The following is a 17,306-nucleotide window of genomic DNA, read 5'->3' on the forward strand; positions in this document are numbered from 1 at the left end:
GTAGCCGTCGCAATCTTTAAAAAGCATGATAGGAGTGGTTTTCTCCTATCATGCGAGCGACGAGCGCAGCCATTGCCATACTAATAAAAGGAACTCAAAAAGTGGTTTTAAACTTTTTCAGTTCCTTCCTACTCGCTACGGGGCACTTCGGAAGTGACAACTGAAGTCAAAGAGCGGACTTCTGTTGTCATTCCTCCACTGCCCTACGCTCGTGTTCATAGGCGCTTGCGCTTTTCTTATTGTCTAGCTCCAGCGCCTACTCGCATGGGAACTGAAAAAGTGGTGCTTTTCCACTTTTACAGTCCCTAAGCAATGAGAGTAGCCGTCGCAATCTTTAAAAAGCATGATAGGAGTGGTTTTCTCCTATCATGCGAGCGACGAGCGCAGCCATTGCCATACTAATAAAAGGAACTGAAAAAGTGGTTTTAAACTTTTTCAGTTCCTTCCTAATCACTGCGGGGCACTTCGGAAGTGACAACTGAAGTCAAAGAGCGGACTTCTGTTGTCATTCCTCCACTGCCCTACGCTCGTGTTCATAGACGCTTGCGCTTTTCTTATAATCAGATCTCATTTCCTGTCAGCTAACTTGTTCTTTTCCAACTGAATTGGAATTGCCTTATATTCCTTCAATAAAGAATCCTTTTTCACCAAAGGCAAGGAATGGATGTGGCTTGCTAAAGTATCTTTTGCTAAGACAGGATGATTTGATTCTCCGGCCCTTGTAATGAGTGGAATAGGTAAAGAATTTTTGACACTGGATAAGTAATTTCTCCCTTCGGATGACATTCCCAGCACTCGAATATATGGTGGGGACAAGGGGTGACAATGTTCCTCCATAAAAGATTTTGGCGTGTTCATTAAAATATGTACAAATAAGCGTTGCAATCTTGTCCATGTATATCTTTTCGTTTTCACAGACTCCATAAATTCCTGAAAGGAAGAACATTGATTTATATGTTTTTTCAGACGATATTCTAATCCCTCTTCACACTCATAAATTTTCCCTAGTGATTCTGTTGGTTCAGTTAAAATACGATACTGCAAAAAGGGAAAGTATAATTCCCAATGGGCAAATGATCCAATTTCCTCCATATGGGTTTGTAATTCATGTAACGTCGTTTCAGGAAGGAAATGGTCTATTTGGTCCAATGGTTTGCCTTTCTGTATAATCTCATTTCGGATAGCGGTTGCACTGGCAATCTGATTTGTAAGTTCCTTCTGATGATACCCTGCCTTTTCTCTTAAAATTGTATGAGCTTGCATAGAGGATGATAGCTTTTTTATGGCCTTTACATAATGGTAACCAAGAATGTTATTTGGCTTTGTTAAATCCAGTATCTCCTCCCCTTGAAATAGAGTTCGGAAAGCAACGGAGAACGCTTTAGGATAACTATAACCGGCTTTCATGTTTTCTTTTAAAAGTGTGTCAAGTTCCCCTTCCCTTACTTCGATGGCATTCACAGTATTAACAAAGGAAGTAATATCACCTGATTCACTTCCAAAGCAAAGATGATTAACCTCTAACGTATTCAGAAGGCTGACTGCTCCGTCAGAGAATATTTCAGCTTTCTGGGTGGAATAAATGTAGGGTAGTTCGATGACTAAATCAACACCAGATGTTAAAGCCATTTTTGTTCTTTTCCACTTGTCAATTAAAGCAGGTTCACCCCGTTGTAATAAAGATCCGCTCATAACCGCAACTGTAATATCCGCGTCTGTCTTTTTCTGGGAGGCTTTTAAATGATGAAAATGGCCATAATGAAATGGGTTATATTCCACAACAATACCAAGAATATTCAAAGATGTATTCCCCCTTTCTTTGGGACAAAGTTTTCAAATGGGGATATCGTCCCCTGTTATTGTCCATTCTAAACAGAAACAAAGAAAAATAACACATAAAAGGATCAAAAGGAGTATAAAATAACCTGAATTACCCTCGTTAATCTTTTTTGTATTAGTACTGATTTAGAAGAAACGAAACGAAAATTATTACCCTCTCTCCATTTGATACTAAATTCGCATCAGATTCACTAAATATGTTATCCTAGGTAGTATAAGATTTTCCAGATGACTTTCGCTTTTTTTTAGAGAGAAGAAGGATAAGAGGCACTGCCCTACGCTCGTGTTCATCGTCGCTTGTGCTTTTCTTACTTTGTAAAGAAATTAACTTGACAAAAAAAAAAACGAAAGCTATAATTACATTTGTTGTCTTGAGGTGAAAACCTATGAAATGGTCGGTTCCACAGTTGATGGTCTTTAAAGAAAAGGGCCTTCACATTGATGAAAAAGTTGATGTGAGTGGAATAAAAGAATTAGACCGTGAATGCAACATTGATTCTGTTCGTGTAACTGGCGATGCTTACTTCTCAAAGGAAGCTATTACGTTTCGCCTAACGATAACAGGAACAATGATATTGCCATGTGCCAGAACATTAAATGATGTGGAGTATCCATTCTCCATTGATGCTACTGAAATATTTCAGTTAGTTGATTGGGCCACCTTCCAGGAAGATGAAGAAATTCACAAGGTGAAGGAAAATACGGTTGATTTAATCCCTTATATTAAAGAGCGAATATTATTGGAAAAACCAATGCAAGTCTTTTGTAATAAAGACGATGGTCCTGCCCCTGCAACAGGCAGTGGTTGGGAGTTGCAAACAGAGGAACAAGAGAGTACAAATCAAATTGATCCTCGTTTAAAAGACTTAGAAAAATTTTTTGATGGAAAATAACATGACCTGGTAACTCAGCATGTTTTTTGAATGATCTCCAAGGAGGTGGGACGAAGATGGCAGTACCTTTTAGAAGAACAAGTAAGACAAAGAAAAGAATGCGCCGTACACACATTAAATTACGTGTACCTGGTATGGTAAAATGTCCTAACTGTGGTGAAATGAAACTTTCACACCGTGTTTGTAAGGAATGTGGTTCATACAAAGGCGAGGACGTTGTAAACAAATAGTTCTAGTACACAAAACAGAGAGGGCAATAACCCTCTCTGTTTTTTATGTAGAAAGGGAGGAAAATGATGAAAGTTTACAGTGGGAAGAGGTCAGAAACCGTAGCGGAAATCGTTATCAATCGTCCAGAAGTACGGAATGCAGTAGATTTTGATGTCATTAGTCTTCTTGAGAAGAATGTAAAGGAAATCAAGCTGGATGAAAAGATAAGAGTCTTGATCATTCGTGGAGAAGGGGAGGCTTTCTGTTCCGGAGGCGACCTTCATGCCTTCCATCAGTTAATGACAATGGAAGAGGCCAAAACCATGTTAACGTCAATGAGTAAGGTTTTAAAGGAAATTGTTGCCTTTCCAGGGATCACAGTATCATATTTAAACGGGTCGGCGGTTGGAGGAGGTGCTGAATTGGCAGCAGCAACTGACTTTTCCCTATCCAATGGGACAGGGAAGTTAGGTTTTATCCAAGGTTCCCTTCATTTAACGACTGGTTGGGGAGGTGCATCGCTTCTTTCCCGTCGTGTGGGAAAACAAGCCGCCTTATCCATGTTGGGAACAGGGGAAACTTTCACCATGGCCACTGGGATGGAGTTAGGTTTTATTCAAGACATCGTTCCCGATCTCGAGGGAGTGGATCGTTGGACAAAGAAGTGGCTAACACGGGATGTCATTCAAGCGTACAAGGGAATTATTTATCCAAAAGGGGAAATGGAAGAATTGTTTCTATCGATTGATAAGGAAGTAGAGGCCTGTGCTAGTCTTTGGGAAAAAAAAGAGCATCATGATGCTGTAGCACGATTTTTACAATCTAAAAAATAGACTTGATCCCTCTTTTTTTCACTAAAAAATCCTTCATGATAGCTTGTGAATGTTAGAAAAGAGAAAGGTTCATACTATTTCTAGAACATAAGTCTATCTTTTCTACTAATTGCATACATATAAGGTGATAAAAGAAAGAAGGAGGGATCGGTTCATTGGTAAGGCAGGATGCATGGAATCAAGATGAAGATTTGCTCTTGGCAGAAGTGGTATTGAGACATATTAGGGAGGGAAGTACCCAATTAACAGCTTTTGAAGAAGTGGGAGAGAAGTTATCTCGTACTCCTGCGGCATGTGGTTTCCGCTGGAACTCCTCTATTAGAAAAAAATATGAATCAGCCATCCAGTTAGCTAAGAAGCAAAGAAAACAGCTGAAAATGAAAGATATGAAATTAGATCTCAATGTGCATGATGTACAAACTGCAGAATTATCATCTGTAGGGGAACGCTCCGACAGCTCACTGGTTCAAACGATTGATGAGATGGTGAATTGGCTTCTTGAGAAGAAAAAGGAAATTGACGCGAAAGAAGAAGAAACACAGCAAATTACTGGTGTTTCCAGTCAATTAAGAGAATTAATGGAAGAGAACGAAGCGTTAGAAAAGGAATTGGCAAAACTGAAACATGAATATGAAATTGTTAAAAATGATTACCAATTAATGATCAATGTAATGGAAAGGGCAACGAAACGAAATCAAAATACATTGTCTGCTAAATAGAAAGAGGTTGGGACAAAAGTGTTTTACGATGTAAACACTTTAGTTGTGTCCCAGCCTCTTTCTATAGATAACTGTATATGGTAATATGCAACGTACCCCTTTAGTTTAAAACTTTATTTTTAATTTTCTTGCTCAGATACTCCTTCAGGAAACCATACATAAGGGTTTTCTCCCCGATCACGGTCGGAATGATAAGTAATTGGCTCGAACCCCATTTTTTCCCAAAAACTGTCCGATCGTTGACGGGCATTTGTTTTAACAGGGAGTCCAAGGCTTTTCGAGAAGTTTACAAGACTTTCACCAATCCCCTTTCCCTGATATCCAGGCAAAACTTCTAACTTCCATAACTCATAATAATCTTGAGGAGGATCAAAATAACGGTCAAATTTCTTATCTATTTTGTATAAACTCATCCGTCCTACTAATTTATTCCCGAAATAAACGCCATAAAAAGGTGACTCAATATCATTTTCAATAATATTACCTTCTAAATCTTCTTTCATGGATAACTCCTGCTGTCCGTACTCCCTAAAATTTTCAAACTCTTCTAATGTCTTAAAATTAATATTTAGTCGTACAACTTCATGTTTTTCCAAAGAGATCTCCCCCATTTATGTTAGCAGTCTTAATTGAAAAACAATAGCTTGAATTATCTATATATTATTATAATTTAAAAAAGAATAAAAAGAAAACGATTTCTCCTTTATTTATCGCTAAATTCGACATATTTTGTGCTAAAATAAGGAAAACGGCGGAAACCAAAAGTCCTAAGTGAGGTGATAGTCCTTTGAGAGTTTCCATTATTGGTGCAGGAGCAATTGGCCTCTTGACAGCCAGTCATCTGTCTTTTCAAGGATATGATGTACAACTGATCACTAGAACTAAAGAACAAGCGGAAAAAATCAATGAATACGGCATTACTTTGAAAACAGAAGGACAGAGTCGAACTGTGCCTATTTTTGCATCGAACCATGTGGAGAATAGGAGTTTTAACGATCTTTGGATCATTACTTTAAAACAATGGAAATTAAAAGAATTCTTTCGTGATTGGGAGAACAAAACGCCTTTACCACAAATGTTGTTTCTTCAAAACGGTATGGGGCACCTAGAAGCGGCAGAATCTTTCTTTCCATCGGCGCCACTATTTGCAGGTATTGTAACTCATGGTGCAATGAAGCTTGATGAAAGGACTGTTCGGCACACTGGCATTGGGGAGATAATTATCGGAACATGGAAGGGGTCCAATTCAATACCACTTATGGAAACTCATACGAAACCTTTTCCAATTTTATGGTCCCATGACATTTTGAAATCTATGAAACAAAAGTTATTAGTGAATTTGGTAGTGAATCCATTGACAGCTCTATATGGAGTTAATAATGGAGAGTTATTGACACGTCCTGCTCTTAATAAAAATGTATACGCCCTTTTTAAGGAAGGGATCATGGCGCTGGAACTTCCTGAAGGAGAATGGGGTACTGTTTTACGCGTCATTCAGCAAACTGCTGAGAATGAATCATCCATGTTGAGGGATATAAAACAGGAAAGATCAACAGAAATTGAATCTATTACAGGATATGTTCTGAAATTAGGGGAACAAAAGGGGCTACATTTACCAATAACTTCTTTTGTTCATCAATCAATCTTAGGATTAGAGAGGAGGGGAAAAGATGAGTGAAGTGATTGTCTATATTGCCGCAACATTAGTTACGGTTCCAATCCTTGGGCTTTATGCTGTATATATTATTGCGGTAAAGTCGACACATAATAAAATCTTTTCTCTAAAATTGGCGGTTGATTGCACGACACTTCTTTTCATGGTTGCTGTTTATTTTATTATTTTTCAAATATGGAATGTAAATCTCACATGGCTATTTGTGTTATTCTTCTTAATTACTGGTGTCGCATTTACGTTACTTCATTGGAAGCTTTATGATGACATTAATATCCAAAAGGTAATGAAGGGAGTATGGAGATTCCAGTTTTTTGTTTTCTTCCTTTTGTACTTTTTACTTTTACTATTTGGCATCTTTTCGCACATGTATGCATATGCCAAAGGATAGGCAAGTTTTTTGGTGGGGGTATCAAACTTTGATATAATGTAACAGATTACTATCCCCATCTATTGATGTGAAAGGTTGAATAGAATATGAAACTGGTTTCTAAGGATTTGAATGATCCACAGTCCTTTATTAGTAAATACATAAATGAAGACAAATTACTAATGGATTTTTATGATTATTCCTTAAGTATAGAGGATCTACATAAACGATACGGGGAATTATCCAATAGAAACTATCAGAGGGCGGAACTGGTAGTAGCCTTAACTGACTATAACAAAAAATATACTTCATCAGAAAAGACATTTTCGCAAATTAACCGTTTATTGTCTGACGATACTGTTGTTTTGGTCGGGGGGCAGCAGACAGGTGTTCTATCAGGCCCCATCTATACCCCTAATAAAATTATATCTATTCTTCATTATGCGGAAACAATGGAACAACAGTTAAATAAACCAGTTATTCCTATATTCTGGTTAGCTGGAGAAGATCATGATGTGGATGAGATAAACCATACGTATGTACATCATGGTTCTTATGTCAAAAAGGTTCGTATACTGGAGCGTAATGACATAAAGACGCCTGCTTCAGAGAGGAAAATTCCCCGAGCAGAGGCACTTGAAATGATTAAAACGATGTTTCGGAGTTTGCGAGAGACAGAGCAGACACCGGAGTTATATCAATCTCTAGTTCGTGATCTAGACAAGGAATTGACGTATGTGGACTGGTGTTCCCTGATCCTTCACCGATTATTTAAAGATACGGGAATTATTTTAATGGATGCTCACGATCCACAAATTCGCGCTTTGGAAAAACCATATTTCAAGGACATGATCAAGAAGAATAATATAATAAGGGAAGAGTTTTTAAGTGGTGCAAATCGGTTTAAGTTAGCGGGTTTTGGTGAACCGATTGAAATGGACGAAGTAAATGCGCATCTGTTTTTTCATGAACAGAAACAACGATTTCTTCTGGAGTCTAGCGGTAATATCTTTAAGGAGAAAAATGGAATAAGATCATGGGAGACCTTGGACTTGTTGCGATTATTTGATGATGACCAAATAGAGTTAAGTAACAATGTGGTAACACGGCCGATAATGCAAGATCTTCTCCTTCCTGTCATTGGATTCATGGCTGGCCCAGGGGAATTAAAGTATTGGGGTACATTACAAAAAGTTTTCCATACATTTCAAATCAAAATGCCACCAATTATCCCAAGACTTCATATTTCTTTTGTTTCTAGAAGAACGAAAAAAAACTTATTTTGGATAGGTGTGAATCCGGATACTGTCTCACAGAGAGGGGTGCAGGATCTCAAGGAAGAATGGATTGTGAAAAATAAAAGTACTGATATACAAGACAGTTTCGTTGTTGTAAATAAAACAGTAGAGGATATTTTTCTAAAACTGGGAACAACTATAGATCCATTTGGAGAAGAGGGTAAAAACATTCACCATAAATATAAAAAAATTGTACAGGATCAGTTTGCTCAATTTGAAAGGAAATTGGACGATCTTATCGTTGGCCAACTTACCCACGGGACCAGGCGATTTGATGAAGTGGAAGCAGAATTATTCCCAGATGGGAACTTACAGGAACGGTACTTAAATATTTATCCATTTTTAAATGAGTATAGTACAGATTTACTTCAGAGAGTAGTTAAGGAATTAAGACCAACTATGGATTTGAAAGGAAAGCATTTATATATCTATCTGTAACGGAATAACGTTTGTGGAGGCTGTTTCCAGGAGAGAATTCTCTTGGAAGCAGTCTTTTTTTAAAAGGTAAAGAAAGTATAAGTTTTTGCACCTTGGGCAATGTCTAGCTCCACTGCCCCACGCTCGTGATCTTAGGCGCTTGCGCTTTTCTTAAGCAAACCAGAATCTCACTACACTCTCGAAACCCAAAAATAGGTAAAATCTATGAAAATATCTAAATTTTAAAACAAAAGTGGTGAAAAGTGGGGGGATGTGGTAAATTAGTGTTAGAAAGTGGGAGAGGGGTGGATTCTATGTTCATGGGCGAATATCATCATACAATTGATGAAAAGGGACGGATGATTATTCCGGCCAAATTCCGTGAAGAATTGGGATCCACTTTCGTTGTAACAAGAGGGATGGACAAATGTTTATTTGTTTATCCTGAAAAAGAATGGAGACAATTAGAACAAAAGCTAAAATCCCTTCCTTTCACCAAAAAAGATGCCAGGGCATTTACACGATTTTTCTTCTCTGGTGCCACAGAATGTGAACTGGATAAACAAGGACGTGTGAACATCGCACAGACTCTTAGGTCCTATGCAATCCTTGAAAAAGAGTGTGTTGTCATCGGGGTATCCAACCGTGTGGAAATTTGGAGTAAAGGAATTTGGGAAGAGTATTTTGCAGAGTCTGAAGATTCTTTCGCAGAAATTGCAGAAGGAATTGTTGACTTTGAACTATAATGCACCGTTAGAGGAGGTCTCATTCTTTGGTTGAGCAGTTTGAGCATGAAACAGTATTGAAAGAAGAGACAGTAAAAGGATTGAATATTAAAAATGATGGTATATATGTGGATTGTACGTTAGGTGGTGGTGGACATAGTGAACGAATCCTTTCGGAATTGGGGGAAGGTGGGAGACTGATTGCTTTTGATCAAGATGAGATTGCATTAGCTCATGCCCAAAAACGTTTAGCTGTCCATGGGAATAAAATCACTTTTGTTCATAGTAACTTTAAGAATTTAAAAAGGGAATTAATTGATTTAGGAATAGAAAGTGTGCAAGGTTTTGTGTTTGATTTAGGAGTATCGTCCCCCCAATTTGATGAACCGGAAAGGGGATTTAGCTACCGTTTTGATGCCCCGTTGGATATGAGAATGGATCGGGGACAAACGTTGACAGCTCACGAAGTATTGAATTACTGGTCGTTTGAAGAAATAGTAAAAATCATAGCAAGATATGGAGAGGAACGGTTTGCAAAACAGATCGCCAGAAAGATAGAGAAAGCTAGGGAGAAAAAACCGGTAGAAACGACTTTTGAATTGGTCGATTTAATCAAGGATGCCATTCCGGCACCTGCCCGCAGGAAAGGTGGGCACCCTGCAAAGCGAACCTTTCAGGCGATCAGAATTGCAGTTAACAATGAACTGAATGTATTTGAAGAAGCGTTGAATGATGCAATTGACATGACAGCATCGGGGGGGAGAATTGCAGTAATAACTTTTCACTCCCTAGAAGATAGAATCTGCAAACACGTATTTAAATTTAGAAGTTCACCGCAAGAACTTCCTAGGGGGTTTCCAGTTATACCTGAAGGGTATGAACAGGAACTTAAATTAGTAAACCGTAAACCAATCCTTGCAAGCGAGGAAGAATTAGAACTGAATTCCCGTGCTCAGTCCGCAAAATTAAGAATTGCAGAGAAAAACTAAAAGGAGGAATGTACCATGAGTCCATTAGTGCAAAAACAACTTCATCAACCTAATCCAACACCTTCTAAAGGAAAAAAAGTAGGTAAAAAGAGTGCATACAAATCACGTATTACAAAGGGAGAAAAGTTCATTTATGCAGTTGCCCTTGTGGGGATTGTATTTGCTTTTTTTCTTGTATTAACAAATTATGCCTCAATCTATATGACAAATCATCAAATTCAGCAAACGGAAACGGACATAAGAGAGCAATTAAGTGTTAATGAAGGGTTAGATCTTCAAGTGATGGAACTATCCGATCCGGAACGCATTTTGGCCATGGCAGAAGATATGGGAATGGTTTTAGACGAGGAGAATGTAAGATATACTCATTCAAATGATTGACACATTTCGGGAGAGGGAGGCTTTCCATGGGAAGGAAAAAAAGTAGAAAAGTCACCATTAGAGCACTAATTATTTTAGTCATTTTTCTCCTCGGTGTTTCAGGAATGTTTTCCCGTTTTGTATACATACAGGCTTCAAAAGAAGTACAGGGACACAACTTACAGGAATTGTTGGAGAGACGGTGGACTACTTCCGTAACTCTAGACGGAAAACGGGGAACCATTTTTGACCGAAATGGGGAGTCGTTGGCGGAAGAGATCCCATCATATACGGTGATCGCCATCCTTGATGAACGATTTGACAACCGGGTAAAGGATCCAGTAGAGACTGCCAGGCAGTTAAGTTCTGTACTTGAAATTGATGCTGAAACAATCGAAGGATTCTTAACGAGGGGAATAGATGATGGAAGGGTCCAGGTAGAATTAGGTCCACGTGCGAAATATTTAAGCTTTGAAAAAAAGGAAGAAGTAATGGCACTAGAGTTGTCTGGTATACAGATGCGTGCAGACCCAAGGAGGTTTTATCCTAAACAGACGTTTGCATCCCATATCCTTGGGTATACGGAGAGGGATATGTCTACCGCCAGGATGGGTCTGGAATACAGACTGGATGAATATTTAAAGGAAGAGGATGGACGAATTTCTTATCAAAAAGATGGAAAAAATCGACGTCTGACCAATGCCAACGAAGTGATAGATCCCCCAAAAAATGGTGATGATGTTTATTTAACATTAGATACTCGAATTCAGATGACGATTGAACAGACTATGAATCAAGTAGAGGCAGAATTTTCTCCGGAGCGGATGATGACCATTGTGGCAAATGCCAAAACAGGTGAGATTCTAGGAATGTCAAACCGTCCCACTTTTAATCCTAACCAATATGAATCGATAGAAAATTATACGAACTTTAATGTTCAGTCCCGGTTCGAACCAGGTTCAACCATGAAGATTTTCACCCTTGCTGCTGCGATTGAAGAAGGCGTCTATAATGGGGAAGAGTTCTATCAGTCAGGCTCAATCCAGGTGGGTCCAGATACGATTAGGGATCATAACCGTTATGGTTGGGGCCAGATTACATTCGATGAGGGTTTTCAGCGTTCCTCAAACGTGGCATTTTCTATTCTTGCTTTAGAAAGACTAGGTTCTGATAGACTTTATCATTATGTTGATGCATTTGGGTTTACAAACCCAACTGGTATTGACCTCCCAAACGAAGCTAATGCATTAATAGCTAAAGGTGCCAGGAGTGATGTGGCTACTACTGCATTTGGTCAAGGGACGGCCGTAACCCCCATCCAAATTGTGCAAGGGGCGACTGCGATAGCAAATGGCGGGAAAATGATGAAACCTTTTATAATTGATCGAATAGTGGACGGAAACAGCAATGAAATAGTGATGGAGAACATTCCAGAAGTGGTGGGAGAACCAATTTCCGAAGAGACATCAAAAGAAGTATTGAGATTAATGGAGTCTGTTGTTTCTGCAGAAGTGGGGACAGGGCGACCATTTGCAATCGACGGTTTTCAAGTTGCAGGAAAAACAGGAACTGCTCAAATAGTAGGGGATAATCGGAGATATATGACAGGACATGGGAACTCTATTTTTTCCTTTATTGGTATGGCACCTGCGGAAGATCCGGAAATAATCGTCTATGTAGCAATAGATCGGCCTAAATTAGCTGAATATGAAGTGGGCTCTACACCAGTAGCCATGATCTTTAAATCTGTTATGAAACAAAGTTTGCAATATTTTAATATTTCTCCAACGGAAGGGTCAAGAGACAGGGAAGATAATGAAATCATACTAGATGACTATACAGGTTATTCCGTTTCTGAAACAACAGCTTTTCTAAAGCAAAATGGAATGGATGTTATTGTTATTGGCGATGGTAATCTGGTGGAAACCCAATATCCGACGAGTGAGATTGCAATTATTCCTGGTGAGCGGGTTCTACTAAAGACAGATGGAGATCAAATGCAAATCCCTGATTTAAGTAATTGGTCTCTACGACACATATACGCTTTTCAAGAGTTAATAGGTATTCCTGTTGATGTCACAGGACATGGATTTGTTCATGAACAGATGCCTGCTCCGTTGATGGAAATTTCTAACGTGGAGAGGATTAAAGTCTCTTTATACCTTCCAGGAGATGCTCCAATCGAAGAAGTTGTGAATGAATGGGAAGAAGATTTGGAATCGGAAGATGGAGAAGAGGAAAGTTTCTTTATGGATTAATAGGAAAAATGTAATGGACGGGTTCTAACCTGTCCATTTTTTTCATATGACTGAACCAAGCCAAAGTGTTTAAACATGGGAGGTTCACGATGAAACGAGTATCTAATGTAACGGTTCGTAAACGATTAATATTTGCTTTAAGTATTGGATTAATCGTCTTTATTGTCATGATCATCCGATTAGGGGTAGTACAGCTGATAATGGGGGACGAAATTTCGTCAAAAGCAGAAGACTTATGGAGCAGAAATATACCCTTTGAGGCAAAGCGCGGAGAGATTCTTGACCGAAATGGGGTCCCATTGGCGACGAATATCAGTGCTCCATCAATTCTTGTTGTTCCTAGACAAATTAGCGATCCAACCAGTGTGGCAAAGCAATTAGCTGACGTTCTCTCAATGGATAAGCAGAGGGCATATGAATTTATAACAAAAAATGAATCAATCGTTCGCATCAATCCTGAAGGAAGAAAAATCAGTAATGAACTCGCCCATGAGGTAAGAAGTCTCAACATAGAAGGGATCTATATTGCGGAGGATAATAAAAGGCACTACCCAAACGGAAAATATTTATCTCATGTACTTGGTTTTGCCGGAATTGATAATCAAGGTTTAACTGGTTTGGAATTGTTTTATGAAGAACGTCTTTCTGGTGAACCGGGACATGTCTCCTTCCATTCCACAGCAAAAAATACACGAATGCCTAACTTAGCGGATGAGTATACAGCGCCAATTGACGGACAACACTTAAAACTGACAATTGATTCTAATATCCAGACGATAATTGAGCGTGAACTGGATATCGCAGAAGCAACCTATAATCCTGATGGGGCAATTGCAATTGCGATGGACCCTAATACAGGAGAGGTATTAGGAATGTCGTCTAGACCAGATTATGACCCAGAACGCTTTAGAGAGGTGCCACCTGAAATATATAACCAAAATAAGCCTGTATGGAGTCAATATGAGCCAGGTTCTACATTTAAAATCATTACCCTTGCTGCAGCATTGGAAGAAGGAATTGTTGATTTAGATGAAGATGACTTCCATGACCCCGGTTACATAGAAGTGGCTGGTAGAAACATCAAGTGTTGGAAAAAGGGTGGACACGGTTCTCAAACGTATTTAGAAGTAGTTCAAAATTCCTGCAACCCTGGGTTTGTGGCATTAGGGCAAGAGCTAGGGAAAGAAACCCTTTTTGATTATATTCATAATTTCGGTTTCGGTAAGAAAACGGGAATTGATTTACAAGGGGAAGGGACTGGGATATTATTTGATATAGAGAATGTGGAGGCTTTAGAATTAGCAACAACATCCTTCGGTCAAGGTGTATCCGTGACACCCATTCAACAAGTGGTGGCAGTTGCAGCAGCTGTGAATGGGGGGTATTTATATAAGCCTTACTTGGCTAAGGAGTGGGTAGACCCGGAAACAGAAGAAGTGATATCACGGAATACCCCTACGATGAAGCAGAGAGTAATATCTGATGCAACATCTGCGGAGGTTCGAAGAGCATTAGAACATGTAGTGGCAAAAGGTTCAGGTCGAGGGGCTTATGTGGACGGATATCGTGTTGGTGGAAAGACAGGTACTGCACAGAAGGCGAAAGACGGAAGATACTTAGAAAATAATCATATTGTATCCTTTATTGGATTTGCGCCTGCAGATGATCCTCAAATTGTAGTTTATGTGGCAATCGATAATCCGAAAGATACGATTCAGTTTGGTGGAGTAGTTGCAGCACCTATAGTGGGGAATATTATGGAGGACAGTCTACGAGCATTAGGTGTAGAGAAGAGGGATGGACAAATTGAGAAAGAATTGCAGTGGAACGATGAACCCCTCGTTGAAACTCCTGATTTACTTGGACTTTCCATAAAGGAAATTAATCAGGCTTATTATGAACTTCAATTAGATCTTTCTGGAGATGGCAAAGAAGTAGTTGTTCAATCTCCTGAACCAGGTGTCAAGGTGAAAACAGGTTCCACTATCCGTGTTTATATGGGTGACAAGGAAGACGAGGAACAGTAAAATGGTATATGGACATGATAAGTATCAAATAGTATGATCATCAGAGAATGTTTTTTCCATACAATACATGCCCGCAAGGAGCGGGCATGTATTTACAATGAATTAATCCAAAAGCTTTTTAAAGGAAAGAGAGTTGAGACATTTTGAAACGTCTAGATTCACTAATATCTGCACTGCCATCTTATGTAACAGATGCGGTTGATTATCCCATGATTAAAGACTTACATATGGATTCAAGGGATGTTACAGAAGGAAGTCTATTCTTTTGTATATCAGGATATACAGTGGATGGACATGATTATGCTCCACAGGCCGTAAAAAATGGAGCTGTGGCAATAATCAGCGAAAAAAAATTAGATGGAATTGATGTCCCTGTAATAATTGTAAGAAACTCTAAGCGTGCGATGGCTATTATCTCCTCCTGTTTCTATGATTATCCAACGGAAAAACTCAAAGTTATTGGGGTTACAGGAACGAACGGTAAGACAACAACAACCCATCTAATCGAAAAAATACTGTCTGACCATCACAAGAAAACAGGTATAATCGGTACAATGTATATGAGGTATGATGGGAAAGAAGTCCCTGTAAAAAATACCACACCTGAGTCACTCTTACTTCAAAAGGGTTTTTCACATATGGTGGAAAGTGGCGTCGAAGCAATCACCATGGAAGTTTCATCCCATGCCCTTGAAATGGGAAGGGTACATGGAACAAATTTTGATGTTGCTGTATTTACCAACTTATCCCAGGATCACTTAGATTATCACGGAACAATGGAACGCTACGCCCACGCGAAGGGGCTATTATTTGCCCAACTAGGCAACGGATACCGTAATGGGAATCAACCACTAGCAGTCATGAACATGGATGATGAGTATTTTACACAGTTAGAAACAATGACTGCAGCCCCAATTATGACATTTGGGATAAATGGGGAAGCGGATATGAAGGCGGTGGATATAAATATCCATGAAGAAGGGACGAACTTCAAGCTTGTATTGGGTTCTAACTCCGTTCCGGTAAACATGAAAATGACAGGAACATTTTCTGTCTACAATGCATTAGCTGCTGCTGCTGCCTGTTATTCTGTGGGGATTAGTCTGGAAAATATCTCAAAAAGCTTAGCTTCACTGGAAGGGGTATCCGGTAGGTTTGAAAGGGTGGAGTTAAATCAACCTTTTCATGTTATTGTTGATTACGCCCATACACCTGACAGCCTCGAAAATGTATTACATACAATTCGGGAGTTTGCCAAAGGTAAAATCTCTGTTGTTGTGGGATGTGGAGGAGACCGGGATAAAACGAAACGCCCGCTGATGGCAGAAATAGCTGAACGTCTTTCTGACTATGTTTATTTAACTTCCGATAATCCAAGGTCTGAAAACCCTATGGATATATTAAAAGATATGGAACATGGCATGAAGGGGAAGGATTATAAAGTAATAAAAAGCCGTAAAGAGGCAATCTATGAAGCAGTTAGAAATGCGGAAACGGATGAAATTATATTAATCGCCGGTAAAGGACACGAGACATACCAGACGATAGGAACTGTCAATCACCATTTTGATGACCGTCTCGTTGCGAAGGAAGCGGTAGAGGAGTGTCGTTAATATGATAAATGAGCTAATTAGGGAAATTATTGATCCTCGAGAGGGAACGATTCGAGGTGTGTTTTCGGATGACCTTCCTATGACTAATCTTAGTTTTGACAGTATGACCATTAAGGAAGGAGAAGTCTTTGTCCTTGTTTCCAAAGACACGGCAGATGAATCAGTCAATATGTTACGGGCTATCGAACGAGGTGCTTCTGCTGTACTTATGGAAAAGGATTTGAAGCACTCAGTAAAGTTCCCAGATCACTTTCCAGTTATAGAAGTAAATAATGTAACGTCGATTATCGAAAAAATGGCAAAGAAATATTTACTTGAAGTGGATCCAACCATTATCACAGTTTTAGGGTGTGATGGGAAATTAGTAACGAAGAATCTACTATACGATATGTTAAAAAATGATTTTCAAGTCTTGAAAACGAAAGAAAACGGGAATTTCTATGATACAGCTAAATCAATTTTTCAAATGGACAGGTCTACGGATATTCTCTTATGTGATATACCGATTATAGAGAAAAATACAGATCTTGAAGAATACCGAATTATTGAACCTAACTTTGCAATTGTGACTGATCTTGGAAGTGATGAAGAACTGCGGGAAGCTGTTGTAAGATTGGAAAGCAAAATGAAACCAAGTGCTGTGTTTGTCATTGATGGGGATGATCCGTTAATGAAGATGGAGTGGAAGTGCGATGTGGTTACTTGCGGTAGAAAAGAAGGAGCATTATTTCAAATCCATGAACAGACTCAAAAGGGTAATTTTACTGAGTTTTCCCTACAAGGAATCCGGATGCCGTTTTCGATTCCCAGTACTTCTGAGTATAACGTTAAATATGCAACCTATGCCATCGCTATCACAGTTCATCTAGGGATGCTGCCTGATAATGTGGTTAATGTATTAAAAAATTATAAGTTTTAGTGGGAAAATACATAATAAGTATGTTAGGTAAATTTCCTTATTTTATAGTTATTCATAGAGACCATGATTCAGAAGAAAAAAACCTTTTTTCACTCTATGGGCATTAATTTCCTTCGGAGTAGATAAAATGTATAAAGACTACTATCAGATTAGTCTATTATCAT

16 protein-coding genes are annotated in these 17,306 nt (G+C 38.9%); 14 read left to right on the forward strand and 2 right to left on the reverse strand.

Annotated features, from left to right (window positions below; all coding sequences use genetic code 11):
• Window positions 1–567: 567 nt before the first annotated feature.
• The gene (locus KS419_RS11695) at window positions 568–1,800 is read right to left on the reverse strand and encodes a nucleotidyltransferase (protein ID WP_217066586.1); all 1,233 of its coding nucleotides are present in this window, start codon (window positions 1,798–1,800) and stop codon (window positions 568–570) included.
• Between the two features lie 425 nt (window positions 1,801–2,225).
• Here KS419_RS11695 and KS419_RS11700 point away from each other — a divergent pair, with 425 nt between their 5' ends.
• The 4 genes from KS419_RS11700 (at window position 2,226) to KS419_RS11715 (ending at window position 4,494) form a co-directional block, all read left to right on the forward strand.
• On the forward strand, window positions 2,226–2,732 hold the full coding sequence (locus KS419_RS11700) for a YceD family protein (RefSeq protein ID WP_217066587.1): 507 nt from the start codon (window positions 2,226–2,228) through the stop codon (window positions 2,730–2,732).
• A gap of 56 nt (window positions 2,733–2,788) precedes the next feature.
• Complete coding sequence (gene rpmF / locus KS419_RS11705) at window positions 2,789–2,962, forward strand: 50S ribosomal protein L32 (protein ID WP_088075815.1); 174 nt, start codon at window positions 2,789–2,791, stop codon at window positions 2,960–2,962.
• 66 nt (window positions 2,963–3,028) lie between these two features.
• Complete coding sequence (locus tag KS419_RS11710; protein ID WP_217066588.1) at window positions 3,029–3,775, forward strand: enoyl-CoA hydratase/isomerase family protein; 747 nt, start codon at window positions 3,029–3,031, stop codon at window positions 3,773–3,775.
• 155 nt (window positions 3,776–3,930) lie between these two features.
• Complete coding sequence (locus KS419_RS11715; protein ID WP_217066589.1) at window positions 3,931–4,494, forward strand: RsfA family transcriptional regulator; 564 nt, start codon at window positions 3,931–3,933, stop codon at window positions 4,492–4,494.
• Window positions 4,495–4,613: 119 nt separating this feature from the next.
• Here the strand turns inward: KS419_RS11715 and KS419_RS11720 are convergent, their stop codons facing one another.
• Window positions 4,614–5,090: an N-acetyltransferase gene (locus tag KS419_RS11720; protein WP_217066590.1), complete on the reverse strand. Its 477-nt coding sequence runs from the start codon at window positions 5,088–5,090 to the stop codon at window positions 4,614–4,616.
• A gap of 191 nt (window positions 5,091–5,281) precedes the next feature.
• Here KS419_RS11720 and KS419_RS11725 point away from each other — a divergent pair, with 191 nt between their 5' ends.
• The 10 genes from KS419_RS11725 to KS419_RS11770 all read left to right on the forward strand — a co-directional run bounded on the left by KS419_RS11725 (window position 5,282) and on the right by KS419_RS11770 (window position 17,142).
• The gene (locus KS419_RS11725; RefSeq protein WP_217066591.1) at window positions 5,282–6,172 is read left to right on the forward strand and encodes a 2-dehydropantoate 2-reductase; all 891 of its coding nucleotides are present in this window, start codon (window positions 5,282–5,284) and stop codon (window positions 6,170–6,172) included.
• Entirely contained in the window at window positions 6,165–6,557 is a 393-nt protein-coding gene (locus tag KS419_RS11730; protein ID WP_217066592.1) for a DUF3397 domain-containing protein, read from the forward strand. The genes KS419_RS11725 and KS419_RS11730 overlap by 8 nt, the downstream gene beginning before the upstream one ends.
• Window positions 6,558–6,643: 86 nt before the next feature.
• Entirely contained in the window at window positions 6,644–8,272 is a 1,629-nt protein-coding gene (gene bshC / locus KS419_RS11735; protein WP_217066593.1) for a bacillithiol biosynthesis cysteine-adding enzyme BshC, read from the forward strand.
• A gap of 293 nt (window positions 8,273–8,565) precedes the next feature.
• Complete coding sequence (gene mraZ / locus KS419_RS11740; protein ID WP_217066594.1) at window positions 8,566–8,997, forward strand: division/cell wall cluster transcriptional repressor MraZ; 432 nt, start codon at window positions 8,566–8,568, stop codon at window positions 8,995–8,997.
• A gap of 26 nt (window positions 8,998–9,023) precedes the next feature.
• On the forward strand, window positions 9,024–9,965 hold the full coding sequence (gene rsmH, locus KS419_RS11745) for a 16S rRNA (cytosine(1402)-N(4))-methyltransferase RsmH (protein ID WP_217066595.1): 942 nt from the start codon (window positions 9,024–9,026) through the stop codon (window positions 9,963–9,965).
• 15 nt (window positions 9,966–9,980) lie between these two features.
• Window positions 9,981–10,346: a cell division protein FtsL gene (gene ftsL / locus KS419_RS11750; protein ID WP_217066596.1), complete on the forward strand. Its 366-nt coding sequence runs from the start codon at window positions 9,981–9,983 to the stop codon at window positions 10,344–10,346.
• A 26-nt stretch (window positions 10,347–10,372) separates the two neighbouring features.
• A complete protein-coding gene (locus tag KS419_RS11755) occupies window positions 10,373–12,583 on the forward strand; it encodes a penicillin-binding transpeptidase domain-containing protein (RefSeq protein WP_217066597.1) in 2,211 nt (736 codons plus the stop codon).
• A gap of 89 nt (window positions 12,584–12,672) precedes the next feature.
• Window positions 12,673–14,610, forward strand: a complete 1,938-nt coding sequence (locus KS419_RS11760) for a stage V sporulation protein D (protein WP_217066598.1) — start codon at window positions 12,673–12,675, stop codon at window positions 14,608–14,610.
• 143 nt (window positions 14,611–14,753) lie between these two features.
• On the forward strand, window positions 14,754–16,223 hold the full coding sequence (locus KS419_RS11765; protein WP_217066599.1) for a UDP-N-acetylmuramoyl-L-alanyl-D-glutamate--2,6-diaminopimelate ligase: 1,470 nt from the start codon (window positions 14,754–14,756) through the stop codon (window positions 16,221–16,223).
• A 1-nt stretch (window position 16,224) separates the two neighbouring features.
• The gene (locus tag KS419_RS11770) at window positions 16,225–17,142 is read left to right on the forward strand and encodes a Mur ligase family protein (RefSeq protein ID WP_217066600.1); all 918 of its coding nucleotides are present in this window, start codon (window positions 16,225–16,227) and stop codon (window positions 17,140–17,142) included.
• Window positions 17,143–17,306 lie beyond the last annotated feature (164 nt).

It is taken from the genome of Evansella tamaricis, assembly GCF_019042215.1.
Classification (GTDB): Bacteria; Bacillota; Bacilli; order Bacillales; family Salisediminibacteriaceae; genus Evansella; species Evansella tamaricis.

Coding starts and splice junctions, on each gene's coding strand:
- KS419_RS11730 (WP_217066592.1), top strand. CDS start 6,165: ATGAGTGAAGTGATTGTCTATATTGCCGCAACATTAGTTACGGTTCCA.
- KS419_RS11700 (WP_217066587.1), top strand. CDS start 2,226: ATGAAATGGTCGGTTCCACAGTTGATGGTCTTTAAAGAAAAGGGCCTT.
- KS419_RS11710 (WP_217066588.1), top strand. CDS start 3,029: ATGAAAGTTTACAGTGGGAAGAGGTCAGAAACCGTAGCGGAAATCGTT.
- rpmF (WP_088075815.1), top strand. CDS start 2,789: ATGGCAGTACCTTTTAGAAGAACAAGTAAGACAAAGAAAAGAATGCGC.
- bshC (WP_217066593.1), top strand. CDS start 6,644: ATGAAACTGGTTTCTAAGGATTTGAATGATCCACAGTCCTTTATTAGT.
- mraZ (WP_217066594.1), top strand. CDS start 8,566: ATGTTCATGGGCGAATATCATCATACAATTGATGAAAAGGGACGGATG.
- ftsL (WP_217066596.1), top strand. CDS start 9,981: ATGAGTCCATTAGTGCAAAAACAACTTCATCAACCTAATCCAACACCT.
- KS419_RS11770 (WP_217066600.1), top strand. CDS start 16,225: ATGATAAATGAGCTAATTAGGGAAATTATTGATCCTCGAGAGGGAACG.
- KS419_RS11760 (WP_217066598.1), top strand. CDS start 12,673: ATGAAACGAGTATCTAATGTAACGGTTCGTAAACGATTAATATTTGCT.
- KS419_RS11755 (WP_217066597.1), top strand. CDS start 10,373: ATGGGAAGGAAAAAAAGTAGAAAAGTCACCATTAGAGCACTAATTATT.